The sequence below is a fragment of the Mesorhizobium sp. Cs1321R2N1 genome, assembly GCF_037179725.1.
Taxonomy (GTDB): Bacteria; Pseudomonadota; Alphaproteobacteria; order Rhizobiales; family Rhizobiaceae; genus Mesorhizobium; species Mesorhizobium salmacidum.
The window spans coordinates 1-13,471 of the sequence record NZ_JAPYKP010000164.1 but is presented as its reverse complement, the minus strand read 5'-3'; the positions used below and the strand labels follow the sequence as shown (position 1 = coordinate 13,471).

Below are 13,471 nucleotides of genomic sequence, written 5' to 3'. Positions count from 1 at the left end.
CGAGAGCGCCATGATGCGCCGGCGCGCGCCCGACACCGCCATGCGCGTGGCAGAGCATTTCCGCGACCAGGGCCACCGTGTGCTGCTGGTGCTGGATTCGATCACCCGCTTCGCCCACGCGCTGCGCGAGGTGGCGACCGGCACGGGCGAGCCGCCGGTCGCCCGCGGCTATCCCGCCTCGGTCTTCACCGAATTGCCCAAGCTGCTCGAACGCGCCGGACCCGGAGCCGAAGGTAAAGGCTCTATAACCGCCATCATTTCCGTGCTGGTCGATGGCGATGACCACAATGATCCGGTCGCCGATTCCGTGCGCGGCATCCTCGACGGCCATGTCGTGCTCGACCGCGCGATCGCCGAACAGGGCCGCTATCCGCCCGTCAATCCACTGTCGTCCATATCGCGACTTGCGGGCAAGGCCTGGAGCGTCGAGCAGCGAGCCCTGGTGACGCGGCTGAAGTCGATGATCTCCCGCTTCGAGGACACGCGGGACATCCGCCTGCTCGGCGCCTCTCAGGGCGGCGTCGACGCCGAACTCGACATGGCCGTGCGCCAGGTGCCCCTGATCTATGAGGCGCTGACGCAATCGCCCAGGGACCGTCCGTCCGCCGATCCGTTCTCCGACCTTGCCCGCTATCTCAAGGGAAAACAGAATGCCGAACCAGGAGACTGAACGCCAGTACACCGAGCGCCTCCTGAACGAGATGATCGCCGAGGCGAACGCCGCGGAGCAGGCTCGAGCGGAGGAGGCCAGGGTCGCCAAGGCAAACACCGCCGGCGCAATGGCCGCCCGGACCGCGGCTGTTCTGGTCAGGGCCGTCAAACCGGCTCTCCCCAGATCCGAACCTGTTCTGGGTCGGACCGCCCTTTCCTCAACGCATGTGGTTTCCGGCGTCGATGCTCCCGAGATGACGCAGGCCAGCCGCGAATCGCTGATCAATGGCCTGTTCGCCGCCACCGAATGGCCGCAACCGCCAAAGGCGCAATTTCCAAAATTGAGAAAGAAGGCTGACCGTCGCAGCGACGTCGTCATCGCCGCGCTCGGCATCACGCTCGGCCTGACCTGCGCCCTGTTTCCCTGGTACATTTTCTTCAACCAGGACCAGTTCGGCGTGCAGGCGATCAAGTTCGGCGGCACCGGCACCAATTCGGGACGCGCGGGCGGCGGTGTGGTCGCCGCACGCAGCGCGCCGCTGACCACCAAGGACGTTCCCAACACCAGCGTCGACCTGCTTGCCACCGGCACGGTGCAGGACGATTCCAAAGCGGACCCACCCGGCGACCAACCCTTTCCCGCCGATATCGCGAAGTTCCGCATGGTCCATGTCGCCAACGGCCGCGCCATGATCGAGGACGACACCGGCCTGTGGATGGTCCAGCGGGGTTCGACGCTGCCGGATTCCAGCAAGGTATCGGCGATCGAACAGCGCAACGGCAAATGGGTCATGCTCACCAGCGCCAACCAGGTGATCGAGCTTTCCCGGTAAGGCCGGTTCGGCTTTGGTCAGAGCTGGATCCAATTCAAGAGACGGAGCAAGATGCCGTCCAAAAGCCGCTTCATGCTTTTCGCCGTCATTTTCTAGCGACCGTCCGCAAGGTCCGCGCAAGACTGGCGGCCTAGTCTTCGGGCACATGCCCGGAGATTCCCATGGAGCCTGTTTCCCTTTTCGATCTCGCCGCCAAGCAAGCGCAGTGGCTGTCCGTGCGTCAATCGGCGGTCGCCGGCAACATCGCCAATGCCAACACGCCGGGCTACACGGCAAATGATGTCGAACCGTTCGAGAAGGTGCTCGACCGCACCGCGGTGTCGCTCCAGATCACCGAGCCCGGCCATCTCGGCAGTGCTGCCACCAATGCCGGCTTCACCATCAAGCCGCAGGAAGACGACGGCGTGATCATGCCGTCCAAGAACACGGTCGTGCTTGAAGACCAGCTTCTCAAGGCCGGCGAGGTACGCCGCTCCTTCGAACTCAACACGGCCATCGTCAAGGCATTCCACTCAATGATGATGATGGCGGTGAAGAGCTGATCATGGACGCACTGACCGCAGCCCTCAAAGTCGCGGCATCAGGCCTCGGCGCCCAGTCCGAGCGCCTGCGCGTGGTCTCGGAAAACCTCGCCAACGCCCAGTCGACAGGCACCACGCCGGGCGCCGACCCGTATCGCCGCAAGACCATCAGCTTCGTCTCCGAACTCGACCGTGCTTCCGGCAGCTCGACGGTTGAAGTGAATTCGATCGACCGCGACCCGAGTAATTTTCCCGTCGAATTTCAGCCCGGCAACGAGGCTGCCGACGACAAGGGCTACGTCAAGATGCCCAATGTGAACGTGCTGATCGAAATGGCCGACATGACCGAGGCCAACCGCTCCTACGAGGCCAACCTGCAAGTTGTGAAGCAGGCGCGCGACCTCATTTCAATGACCATCGACCTGATGAGGAACCAATGATCGTCAACGGCATCGGCGCGCTTAACCTGAAGCCTGGACTGGGCGACACAGCCACCGACCTGCTTCAGGGCGGTGTCGCGCCCGCGACAGCTGGCAACCTTGGCACCTCCTTCGCCGAAGCGGTGAGCCAGGCTGCCTCCAAGACCGTCAGCACCATGCAGAATGCCGAGCAGGTGTCGCTCCAGGCGCTCAAGGGCGACGCCGACACCCGTCAGGTGGTCGATGCCGTGATGAGCGCCCAGCAGGCGCTGCAGACCGCCGTCGCCATCCGCGACAAGGTCGTCTCGGCCTATCTCGAAGTCAGTCGCATGGGCATCTGAGGAGCACGCCATGAAAGCACTCGCCATCGCCGCCACCGGCATGAATGCCCAGCAGACCAATCTGGAAGTCATCGCCAACAACATCGCCAACATCAACACCACCGGCTACAAGCGCGCCCGCGCCGAATTCTCCGACCTGCTCTACCAGGTCGACCGCACGCAAGGTGTGCCGAACCGTTCCAACGCCTCGCTGGTACCGGAAGGCGTTTCGATCGGTCTCGGCGTCAAGACGACCGCCGTGCGTAACGTCCACACACAGGGCGAGCTGACCAGCACCGGCAACAGTTTCGACATGGCGCTCACCGGCAGGGGCTGGTTCCAGATCGAGGGTGCCGATGGCGGCACGCTCTATACGCGCGCCGGCGCCTTCAACACCAACGCCACCGGCCAGCTGGTGACGGTTGACGGCGCCAGTGTCATTCCGGCCATCACCGTGCCGACTGATGCGGTCGAGGTCATCGTCAACAAGACCGGCCAGGTGTTCGCCCGCATCGACGGCCAAACCAACCTGCAGAACCTCGGCCAGCTGCAGATCGTCAACTTCGCCAACGAAGCAGGTCTGGCACCGCTCGGCGACAATCTCTTCCAGGAAACGACAGCCTCCGGTCCCGCCAATGTCGGCGTGCCGGGCGATCCCGGCTTCGCCACCATCCAGCAAGGCTATCTCGAGGCTTCCAATGTCGACCCGGTCAAGGAAATCACCGAGCTGATCTCGGCGCAGCGCGCCTATGAGATGAACTCCAAGGTGATCCAGGCCGCCGACGACATGGCCTCCGTCGTCTCCAAGAACATCAGGTAACGGATGATGGCCATGCCGATCTCCTGCTCCGCATTCCGCCGCGCCGCGCTGACCCTTGCGCTGGTGGCCGGCGGCATGCCGGCTTTCGCCCAGGAATCGGCCAGCCAATCGGCGGGCCAGTCGGCCACCCAGATCGCCAGCAACCAGCCTGCCGGCGAGGTCGTGCTGATCCCCAACCGCGTCATCTATCCCGGCGAGACGATCGAACTCGGCGCCCTGAAGCAGGTGACCCTCATCCCGGGCAAGCACAAGCCGGATGCGGTGGCGACCCGTTCCGAGGAACTCCAGGGCAAGATCGCCAAGCGCACGCTGCTGCCGGGCCGCTACATTCCTTCCACCGCCATCCGCGAGGCCTGGCTGGTCGAACAGGGTGCCGCCGTGCAGGTCTTCTTCATCGCCGGCGGGCTGACGATAACGGCCACCGCCGTGACCTTGCAGCCGGGCTCGGCCGGCGACTTCATCAAGGTTCGCAACAGCGACAGCGGCAAGATCCTCTCCGGCACGGTGATGGCCGACGGCACAATTCAGGTCGGCGCTTCATGATGCGCCCATTTGCCCTTCTGCTCGGGGCGGCACTTGGCCTGCAGCCGGCGCTGGCCGATGGCCTGACGCCCAAGGCCAAACGCGAGCTCGCCGCCAGGAATAGCGGTGTCTACGACGATCCGGAATATGATCCGGCCACCACCACGCGTATGTTCCGCGTTTCGCCCGGGCCAAGTTCGCTGCCACCAGGCCAGGTCGCTTCGCGCATCAAGGACATTGCGCAGCTGCAGAGCTCGCGCGACAACCAGCTCGTCGGCTACGGCCTCGTCATCGGGCTGGCCGGATCTGGCGACAGCCTGCGCAATTCGCCGTTCACCGAACAGTCGATCCGCGCCATGCTCGAAAATCTCGGCATCGCCACCGAAGGCGGCAGCGCGCGCGCCAAGAACGTCGCCGCCGTCATCGTCACCGCCAACATGCCGCCCTATGTGCAGTCGGGCGCCCGCATCGACATAGACGTCTCCTCGATGGGCGACGCCACCTCGCTTGCCGGCGGCACGCTGATCATGACGCCGCTGAAGGCGGCGGACGGCGAGATATACGCCGTCGGCCAGGGCGCGGTCATCGTTTCCGGTTTCACCGCCCAGGGTCAGGCCCAGCAATTGACGCAAGGCGTGCCGACCGCCGGCCGCGTGCCGAACGGGGCCATAGTCGAGCGGCAGGTGAAGGCCGAGTTCGACGACCAGTCGACGCTGACGCTGCAATTGCGCAATCCCGATTTTTCGACCGCTATCCGCATCGCCGACGCGATCAACGACTACACCGCCCAGCGCTTCGGCATGCGCGTGGCGGCAGAGCGCGATTCCCGAACCGTGCAGATCAGGCGGCCGAAGAGCGTTTCGGCGGCCCGCTTCTATGCCGAGATCGAGAACCTGGTGGTCGAGTCCGACACGCCGGCCCGCGTCGTTATCGACGAGCGCACCGGTACCATCGTCATCGGCAACGACGTTAAGATCTCGCGTGTCGCCATCAGCCATGGCACGCTGACGGTGCGCATCACGGAAGCGCCGCGCGTCGTGCAGCCCGAACCCTTCTCCAAGGGCGAGACCACCGTCGAGCCGTTCACCGCAATCGATGCCAGCCGACCCGATGCCCGCGTCGCCGTGCTCGACGGGCCCGACCTGCAAACCCTTGTTTCCGGCCTCAACCGTCTCGGCGTCAAGCCGGACGGCATCATTGCCATCCTGCAAGGCATCAAGTCGGCCGGCGCCCTGCAAGCCGATCTGGTTCTCCAATAGGCGATGCCGATGATCTCCTCCCTCTCGTCCCGTGAAAGACGCCGCTCCCGCACCTTCCTGTTTGCGGCCGCCCTCACGGCCATGCCTGTTTTTGGTGGCGCACACGCGGACGATACCGTGCGCCAGGTTCTGCCCGGTGCGCAGCCCATGGTCGCGCCGCAGCAATTGACGCGGGAGAAAGCGCCGGACCAAAGCGAGATCGAGCGCTTCTGCTCCAATATCGCCGACGCCGCTCGCGACCGCCGCTATGCCTTGCAAGCCGAGGAGTTGAAACAGCTCCAGGCCGGCATCGACGAGCGCATGAAAGCTCTGGACGCAAAGAAAGCCGAATACGAGACCTGGCTGAAGCGGCGCGAAGTGTTCCTGGCCCGGGCCGAGGACGGCGTCGTCAAGATCTATGCCGGCATGAAGCCCGATGCGGCGGCCGAACGCCTGGCGATCGTCAACGCAGACCTGGCCGCGGCCATCCTGATGAAGCTCGATTCACGCAAGGCGGGCGTCATCCTCAACGAAATGGACCAGAAGGCGGCGGCGACGCTCACCGGCATCATGGCCAGCGCAGCCCGAAGGGTAGATCCGTCATGATCCGCAGAATGCTCATCCTGTGCGCGGCGGCAGCCTTGTCCGGCTGTGGAACCAACTTCAAGGAGATCGGCAGGGAACCGGCGCTGTCGCCGGTCGGATCGGGCATCGGCAGCGACGGGGCAGCGCCCTACAGCTATCCTCAGCCGCCCGCCACGCCGGTCAAGAAGTTCTCTCTGTGGGACGATCGCCAGAGCCGGCTGTTCACCGATCCCAGGGCGCTGCGCGAAGGCGACATCCTGACCGTCAGGATCAAGCTCAACGACAAGGCCAATTTCAAGAACCAGAACGACAGGAGCCGCACTGCCGCGCGCAAGCTGGGCTATGACGTCACGCTCGGATGGGAAGGCAACAGCACGAGCGGCAAGGGCGACGCCGGCTTGAGTTCCAGCACCGAAACCAACGCCGATGGCGAAATCAAGCGCTCGGAGAACCTCGAGCTCAACGTCGCCGCCGTCGTCACCGAGGTCCTGCCCAACGGCAATTTGATGATCAGGGGTTCACAGGAAGTGCGCGTCAACTACGAACTCAGGGTGCTCACCATCGCCGGCATGGTGCGCCCGTCTGACATCGGCGCAGAGAACACCATCTCCTATGAACGCATCGCCGAGGCGCGGATCTCCTATGGCGGCCGCGGTCGCGTCAGCGAGGTCCAGCAGCCGGCCTACGGCCAGCAGGTCCTCGACCAGGTTCTTCCGTTCTAGTTCTTGGCATTCTGGGGATTGGAGAGCAAAGCGCCATGGCCGATGTCGAACAGGTTCAGCCTCGCAAGGGTCCTTCCCTTGCCATCCAGGGCGCCATGCTGCTCGTGGTGACGGCCGCCGCCATCGGCATGGGCTGGATGTCAGGCGGCTACCTCAAAGGAGTCGACGCACCACCATCGGTGCCGGTTGCACCTGAAAATGAGGGCAAGGTCGCCCAGCCCGCCACCGCACAACAGCCTGGCACGGGTCCGACGCTTGTCGCACTGGCGCCGATCACCACCAACATCGCGTCGCCCGCGGATACCTGGATCAGGATGGAAGTATCCGTGGTCTATGACGCGCCGCAGCCGCCGGCCATGGCGGAGAACATTCAACAGGATCTTCTGGCTTTCGTACGTACCCTGAAGACGCACCAGATCGAAGGCGCCAGCGGCTACCAGCATCTGAAGGCCGATCTCGACGAACGCGCCTCGATCCGCAGCCAGGGGCACGTCAAACAGGTTCTTATCAGGACATTGCTACTCGAATGAGAAAATTCCTTCTTGCCGCGGTACTGATCGGTGCCGCCACCTCCGTCGCGGCGGCCCAGCAACTGGACCTTGGCGGCATCGGCAAGGCCGATGGCACCACCGTCGGCTACATCATCCAGATGTTCGGCCTGCTTACCGTCTTGTCGGTGGCGCCGGGGCTGCTGATCATGGTGACGAGCTTCACCCGCTTCGTCATCGCCTTCTCGATCCTGCGTGCCGGCATCGGCCTGCAATCGACGCCGGCGAACCTCATCCTCATTTCGCTGTCGCTGTTCATGACCTTCTATGTCATGGCGCCGACCTTCGATCAGGCCTGGAACACCGGCGTCAAGCCGTTGATGGACAACCAGATCAGCCAGACCGAGGCCTTCGAGAAGATTTCCGATCCGTTCCGCACTTTCATGCTGCACAATGTGCGCGACAAGGACTTCGATCTTTTCGCCGATCTCGCCCGCGAGCGCGGCCAGGTCGTTGCCAAGGAGACCGTCGACCTGCGCATCCTCGTGCCCGCCTTCATGATCTCCGAAATCCGGCGCGGCTTCGAGATCGGCTTCCTGATCGTGCTGCCATTCCTGGTCATCGACCTGATCGTCGCCACCATCACCATGGCGATGGGCATGATGATGCTGCCGCCCACGGTCGTGTCGCTGCCGTTCAAGATCCTGTTCTTCGTCCTGATCGACGGCTGGAACCTGCTCGTCGGCAGCCTGGTGCGCTCTTTCACCTGATCCTCTGCGCTCGACATCAGGCACCGCTCGGCCGAGGAACCGAGCAGCGCGAGGATCATCGAATTTTCTCCGAATTATTTTCGATTAACCGTTCAGTTTAGTCCTTTGGTAGGGACTCGCCGCCATAGTCGCTCGCAGATGGCGGGTGACCCAAACGCAACGGTCATTGGCATGATGCCGCTCCGTCATACCGGACAAACCGGTATGCAAAAAACTCCTGTAAAAACAAGGTATGAGTAGCAATGGCCAGTATCATGACCAACGCCGCAGCGTTGACCGCGCTGCAGAGCTTGAACGCCACCCAGAAGAGCCTCGACACCACCCAGTCCCGCATCTCGACGGGCTATCGCGTCTCCCAGGCTTCGGACAACGCCGCCTACTGGTCGATCGCGACCACGATGCGCTCCGACAACCAGGCCATGTCCACCGTTTCGGACTCGCTCGGCCTCGGCGCCTCGAAGGTCGACACCGCCTACACCGGCATGAACAGCGCGATCACCACCATCAACTCGATCCAGCAGAAGCTGACCGCGTCCTACGGTCAGACCGACGCCTCCAAGGAAAAGACCCAGGTCGAAATCAAGGCACTTCAGGATCAGTTGAAGGCCTACGCCGATGGCGCCACCTTCTCGGGCACCAACATGCTTTCGGTGTCCACGGCTTCGGGTACGGCGGCCGACGTGAAAGTCGTTTCGGCTTTCAATCGTAGCGCCACCGGCTCGGTTTCGATTTCGACGATCGACGTCAATGTCGAAAGCATCAAGCTCTATGACGCCGGCGCTGCGCCGACCGCCAAGGGCATTCTGGACACAGCCCGCCTCGGCGCCACTGGCGCCGCGGTTACAACCGCCTCGGCTCCGACCCTGGGCGCTGCCGCAGCGGGCACCGACACTTATTCGGTCTCCAGCCTGGCCATCTTCTCGGGCACCACGGCGGCCAGCGACAGCCAGATCTCGCAGATGATGACCGTCGTCGACGCCGCGCTCAAGGACATGACGACCGCCGCCACCAAGCTCGGCGCCGCCAAGAGCTCGATCGACCTGCAGAAGACCTTCACCTCGAGCTTGATGGACTCCATCGATCGCGGCGTCGGCCAGCTCGTCGATGCCGACATGAACAAGGAATCGACCCGCCTCCAGGCTCTGCAGGTTCAGCAGCAGCTCGGCGTCCAGGCGCTGTCGATCGCCAACGGCTCGTCGCAGTCGATCCTGTCGCTCTTCCGCGGCTGATCGCTCTCGACCGACCAAACTAAGCAAACGGGCCGCGCCAGAAGCGCGGTCCGTTTCGCGTTTGCTCCAGCCCCGCGCAACCCTTGTTCCTTAACCCTCTAAAGTCAGCTTTTAACAGGGCGTTAACCATAACGCGCTAGTCATGGTTAACCAATGACTTACAACGGATACCGAATCGGCCCAATCGGGGCGGCGGCAATCCACGGGCGGGTCGAGCGGCTCGCGAGGGCAACGCCGGTTTTTGAGAAAGACCGGTCTGGAAAAAGGAGCGAGTTTCTTGGCGAGCATCATGACGAACGCTGCGGCGTTGACTGCACTTCAGAGCCTCAACGCCACCAACAAGTCGCTTGAGCAGACACAGGCCCGCATCTCGACGGGCTACAGGGTCTCCGAAGCATCCGACAACGCGGCCTACTGGTCGATCGCCACGACGATGCGCTCCGATAACCAGGCGCTCTCGACCGTGCAGGACGCGCTCGGCCTCGGCGCCTCGAAAGTCGATACCGCTTATACCGGCATGAACAATGCGCTGGACACGATCGGCAAGATCAAGACCAAGTTGCTCTCCACCATTGGCCAGACAGCTGCTGCCAAGGCGAAGACACAGACCGAAATCACGGCCCTCCAGGCGCAGATGAAGTCCTTTGCCGATGCCGCCACCTTTTCGGGTTCTAATTACCTTTCGGTGACATCGACACAGGTCGCCGCCGCCAATGATGGCGTCCAGGCCAACGCCAAGATCGTCTCGTCCTTCAATCGCTCCTCCTCGGGCGCCATTTCGCTCGGCACGATCGACATCGATGTCGAGAGCACCAAGCTGTTCGATTCCGGTCTCTCCACCGCCGTCAAGAACCAGGGCACGCTCGACCGCCAGACCTCGGTCTATTCCACGGCGGCCGCCCAGAACCTGTATGATACCGCTTATGCGGCCGCAATCGCCGGCGGCGGCACGGACATTGCCGCCAACACCGCCGGCCAGACCGCGGCCGGTGCGGTGGTTCCCAGGATCGACAATGTTTCCGCTTACAATCTCGATATCACGGCGGCCGGCGTGACCGACGACATCATCACCCAGATGGTCGGCAAGATCGACAAGGTCATGAGCCAGTTGACCGACTCCGCCACCATCCTCGGTTCAGCCAAGAGCAGCATCGACCTGCAGAAGACCTTCACGCAGAGCCTGATGGACTCCATCGACCGCGGCGTCGGCCAGCTCGTCGATGCCGACATGAACAAGGAATCGACCCGCCTCCAGGCGCTGCAGGTGCAGCAGCAGCTCGGCATCCAGTCGCTGTCGATCGCCAACAGCTCCTCGCAGTCGATCCTGTCGCTGTTCAAGAACGGCTAATTCAACCTTAGCCGACGGATACGTCGATTTCCAATTCACGGGCCGCGTCGCAAGCGCGGCCCGATTTCATTTTCGCACAAGCTTCGAGGATTAGTGTTCCGGCGGACAGTCATGCTGGGAGTCGCTCAATCGTGCCGGAACAGATCCAGAGCATCATCTCGAATCTCCGCGGCTTTGGCGTCAGGCGCCTCGCCATGCTGGCGGGCATCGCTGTCCTGGTGATGGGCGTCATCGGCATTGCCTCGGTCTACCTCAACCGCCCGGCCTACGACACGCTCTATGTCGGGCTCGACCGCTCCGACGTGAACCAGATCGGCCTGGTGTTGGGCGAAGCCGGCATCGGCTTCGACGTCGGCGCCGACGGAACCTCCGTGCTGGTGCCGGCCGGCACCACGGCGCAGGCGCGCATGCTGCTTGCCGAGAAGGGCCTGCCGACCAGCGCCAATGCCGGCTATGAGCTGTTCGACAATGTCGGCGCGATGGGCCTCACCTCCTTCATGCAGCAGATCACCCGCGTGCGTGCGCTGGAAGGCGAGATCGCCCGCACCATCCAGTCCATCGCCGGCATCAAGGCGGCGCGCGTCCACATCGTCATGTCCGAGCGCGCCAATTTCCGCCGCGACGAACAGCAGCCCTCCGCCTCGGTCGTCATCCGCTACGCCGGCATCGACGCGGAGAAGAGCGCCATGTCGATCCGCCACCTCGTCGCCGCTGCCGTGCCTGGCCTGTCGGCCGACAAGGTGACGGTGCTCGATTCCAACGGCAATCTGCTGGCCGCGGGTGATGATCCCTCCAACACCAGTGCCGCCCGCACGCTCGGCGTCGAGCAGACCGTGGAGGCGCAGATCGGTGACAACATCCGCCGCGCTCTGACACCCTATCTCGGCCCGGACAATTTCCGCGCCAGCGTCAAGGCCGAGGTCAACACCGACACCCGTCAGACGGAAGAGACAATCTTCGACCCGAATTCCCGCGTCGAGCGCTCGGTGCAATCGGTGCGCGCCAATGAGAACAGCAACCAGAAGCAGGCTTCAACTCCCGCCAGCGTCGAGCAGAACCTGCCCGAAACCCAGGCGACCAGCACCGAGGGTCCGCAGACCTCCTCGGCCAACGACCGTAAGGAGGAGATCACCAATTACGAGATCAATTCCAAGAAGATCGCCACCGTCTCCAACGGCTATTCAGTGACCAAGATGTCGATTGCCGTCGTCGTCAACCAGGATCGGCTGAAGACGATCCTGGGCAAGGATGCGACACCGGAGCAGATCGCCAAGCGCGTCGCCGAAATCCAGAAGATGGTGAGCTCCGCCACCGGCTTCGACGACAAGCGCGGCGACGTCATCGACGTCTCGGCCGTCGAGTTCATCGACGGGCTGGACGGCGAGGCGGTGCCCCAGGCGGGAATGCTCGATTCCATCGGCCAGCATGCCGGCACGCTGATCAATGCCGGGGCCTTCATCGTCGTGGTGTTCCTGGTCGCCTTCTTTGGCCTGCGGCCGATGGCGGCCGCGTTGACGGCCAGGGCGACGCCCGCCACAGCAGGCCCCAATTTCGATGAAGTCCAGCGCTCTCTGCCGACGCCGGAGGCAGCCGCTTCCGCCGATGCGGGTGCCGCCATTGGCGCCCTGCCCGGCACGCGTGCCGGCGCCACCCCGCTCGACGATCTGCGCCAGAAGATCAGGCCGGCCCCGCAGGAGCGGCTTGCCCGCATGGTCGACATCAACGAGGAACGCACCGCGCAGATCCTGCGCAAATGGGCGGCCCAGGAAGTCGCGGCGTAGACCATGCCCTCCGCAGCCCTCTTCGATCTTCTCCCTGATTTTGGCACGCGCGCGCAACGCGCCAGCCAGCCCCAGGCCGCCACCGAGCACAAACCCGAGTCGGCACCGCCGGCCGATATCGGCACGCTGATCGCCGAAGCGGTTGCCCAGGCGGAGGCAGCGCTCGGCGAACGGCTTGCCGCGACGCATGAAGCAGCGCTGGAAGCGGAACGCCGGGCCAATGCCGAGGAAGCGAAGGCCTTTCTCGACAGCTTCGGTGGCGATGTCGGCAAGGCGGTCTCGTCGCGGCTCGATGCCATGGAGGCGCGCGTGACGGATCTTGTCGGCGCCACGGTCGCCCGCATCATCGGCGGCGTGGTCAGCGACGATCTGCGGAAGCGCTCGCTTGAAGCGCTCGCCGGCGCGGTCCGCGAAGCCGTCGGCGATGGCGAAGCCGTGCGCATCACGGTCCGCGGGCCGCTCTCGCTGTTCGAAACGCTGAAGGCATCGCTTGGGCCGCGTGCCGAAAATCTCGACTTCATCGAGGCGCCCGGCTTCGACCTGACGGTCACCATCGACGAGGCCGTGTTCGAGACGCGCATGGCTGAATGGTCGGCAACACTTTCTGAGGTGCTGTCATGAGCGTCGCCGATGCCGATCATGGCAGGCACGAGATCATCATCGTGCGGCGCGGGCATGACGACCACGACGAAGGTCATCATGGCGGCGTCTGGAAGATCGCCTTCGCCGACTTCATGACCGCGATGATGTGCTTCTTCCTGGTCATGTGGCTGATCAATGCCGCCAACGAACAGACCAAGGCCGCCGTCGCCAGCTACTTCAATCCAGTCAAGCTGGTCGACCGTGAGTCGAGCCGCAAGGGCCTCCAGGATCTCGGCAATGGGCCGCGCTCGGTCGGGCTGATGGCCGACGACCCGCAGGAGGCGACAACCAAGGCCGGGCAGGACGGCAGCGGCGCCGCGGGCTCATCCAACCGCAAACAGGAAAAGCAGGAGCCGCAGCAGTCGCCACAATCCGACGAGCATCTTTTCGCCGACCCCTATGCGGTGCTCTCGGAGATCGCCACGGATACCGGCGTCATGCAGAATGTCAGCCAGAAGGGCGATGGCGGCGCGCAGAATTCAGGCCCGGCGACGGGTGCCTCGGGCGGCGCGTCCTACCGCGATCCCTTCGAGCCCGATTTCTGGTCGCAGCAGGTCGCCGCGCCCGGCGCCGAGGCGAGCG

Annotated in this window: 16 protein-coding genes and 1 pseudogene; all 17 read left to right on the top strand. The window is 64.0% G+C overall.

The genetic code is table 11. From position 1 onward, the window contains the following. Nucleotides 1-670, top strand: a pseudogene (gene fliI / locus O7A61_RS27905) (flagellum-specific ATP synthase FliI); the annotation flags it as partial. Further along, the gene (locus tag O7A61_RS27900; protein ID WP_337132507.1) at nt 651-1,484 is read left to right on the top strand and encodes a hypothetical protein; all 834 of its coding nucleotides are present in this window, start codon (nt 651-653) and stop codon (nt 1,482-1,484) included. The pseudogene fliI and the gene O7A61_RS27900, both read left to right, overlap by 20 nt. 161 nt (nt 1,485-1,645) lie before the next feature. Then, complete coding sequence (flgB, locus tag O7A61_RS27895) at nt 1,646-2,026, top strand: flagellar basal body rod protein FlgB (protein ID WP_027144748.1); 381 nt, start codon at nt 1,646-1,648, stop codon at nt 2,024-2,026. A 2-nt stretch (nt 2,027-2,028) separates the two neighbouring features. Next, complete coding sequence (gene flgC / locus O7A61_RS27890; protein ID WP_015315914.1) at nt 2,029-2,445, top strand: flagellar basal body rod protein FlgC; 417 nt, start codon at nt 2,029-2,031, stop codon at nt 2,443-2,445. Next, nucleotides 2,442-2,765, top strand: a complete 324-nt coding sequence (locus tag O7A61_RS27885) for a flagellar hook-basal body complex protein FliE (RefSeq protein WP_027144750.1) — start codon at nt 2,442-2,444, stop codon at nt 2,763-2,765. The genes flgC and O7A61_RS27885 overlap by 4 nt, the downstream gene beginning before the upstream one ends. Nucleotides 2,766-2,775: 10 nt before the next feature. Then, a complete protein-coding gene (flgG, locus tag O7A61_RS27880; protein ID WP_027144751.1) occupies nt 2,776-3,564 on the top strand; it encodes a flagellar basal-body rod protein FlgG in 789 nt (262 codons plus the stop codon). 6 nt (nt 3,565-3,570) lie between these two features. Further along, nucleotides 3,571-4,107: a flagellar basal body P-ring formation chaperone FlgA gene (gene flgA, locus O7A61_RS27875; protein ID WP_337132506.1), complete on the top strand. Its 537-nt coding sequence runs from the start codon at nt 3,571-3,573 to the stop codon at nt 4,105-4,107. Next, entirely contained in the window at nt 4,104-5,345 is a 1,242-nt protein-coding gene (locus tag O7A61_RS27870; protein ID WP_337132505.1) for a flagellar basal body P-ring protein FlgI, read from the top strand. Before flgA ends, O7A61_RS27870 begins: the two co-directional genes overlap by 4 nt. A gap of 3 nt (nt 5,346-5,348) precedes the next feature. After that, the gene (locus O7A61_RS27865; protein WP_337105998.1) at nt 5,349-5,930 is read left to right on the top strand and encodes a MotE family protein; all 582 of its coding nucleotides are present in this window, start codon (nt 5,349-5,351) and stop codon (nt 5,928-5,930) included. After that, entirely contained in the window at nt 5,927-6,631 is a 705-nt protein-coding gene (gene flgH / locus O7A61_RS27860) for a flagellar basal body L-ring protein FlgH (RefSeq protein ID WP_337105999.1), read from the top strand. Before O7A61_RS27865 ends, flgH begins: the two co-directional genes overlap by 4 nt. A gap of 35 nt (nt 6,632-6,666) precedes the next feature. Continuing rightward, nucleotides 6,667-7,161, top strand: a complete 495-nt coding sequence (locus O7A61_RS27855) for a flagellar basal body-associated FliL family protein (RefSeq protein ID WP_337132504.1) — start codon at nt 6,667-6,669, stop codon at nt 7,159-7,161. Next, complete coding sequence (fliP, locus tag O7A61_RS27850) at nt 7,158-7,889, top strand: flagellar type III secretion system pore protein FliP (protein WP_027144757.1); 732 nt, start codon at nt 7,158-7,160, stop codon at nt 7,887-7,889. Before O7A61_RS27855 ends, fliP begins: the two co-directional genes overlap by 4 nt. Nucleotides 7,890-8,131: 242 nt before the next feature. Then, the gene (locus O7A61_RS27845) at nt 8,132-9,118 is read left to right on the top strand and encodes a flagellin N-terminal helical domain-containing protein (RefSeq protein WP_027144758.1); all 987 of its coding nucleotides are present in this window, start codon (nt 8,132-8,134) and stop codon (nt 9,116-9,118) included. A 277-nt stretch (nt 9,119-9,395) separates the two neighbouring features. Then, the gene (locus O7A61_RS27840; protein WP_027144759.1) at nt 9,396-10,466 is read left to right on the top strand and encodes a flagellin N-terminal helical domain-containing protein; all 1,071 of its coding nucleotides are present in this window, start codon (nt 9,396-9,398) and stop codon (nt 10,464-10,466) included. 131 nt (nt 10,467-10,597) lie between these two features. Then, the gene (gene fliF / locus O7A61_RS27835) at nt 10,598-12,247 is read left to right on the top strand and encodes a flagellar basal-body MS-ring/collar protein FliF (RefSeq protein ID WP_337132503.1); all 1,650 of its coding nucleotides are present in this window, start codon (nt 10,598-10,600) and stop codon (nt 12,245-12,247) included. A gap of 3 nt (nt 12,248-12,250) precedes the next feature. Further along, a complete protein-coding gene (locus O7A61_RS27830; RefSeq protein WP_027144761.1) occupies nt 12,251-12,868 on the top strand; it encodes a hypothetical protein in 618 nt (205 codons plus the stop codon). Then, nucleotides 12,865-13,471, top strand: a 607-nt coding sequence (locus tag O7A61_RS27825; protein WP_337132502.1) for a flagellar motor protein MotB, incomplete at its 3' end; no start/stop codon positions are given. The genes O7A61_RS27830 and O7A61_RS27825, both read left to right, overlap by 4 nt.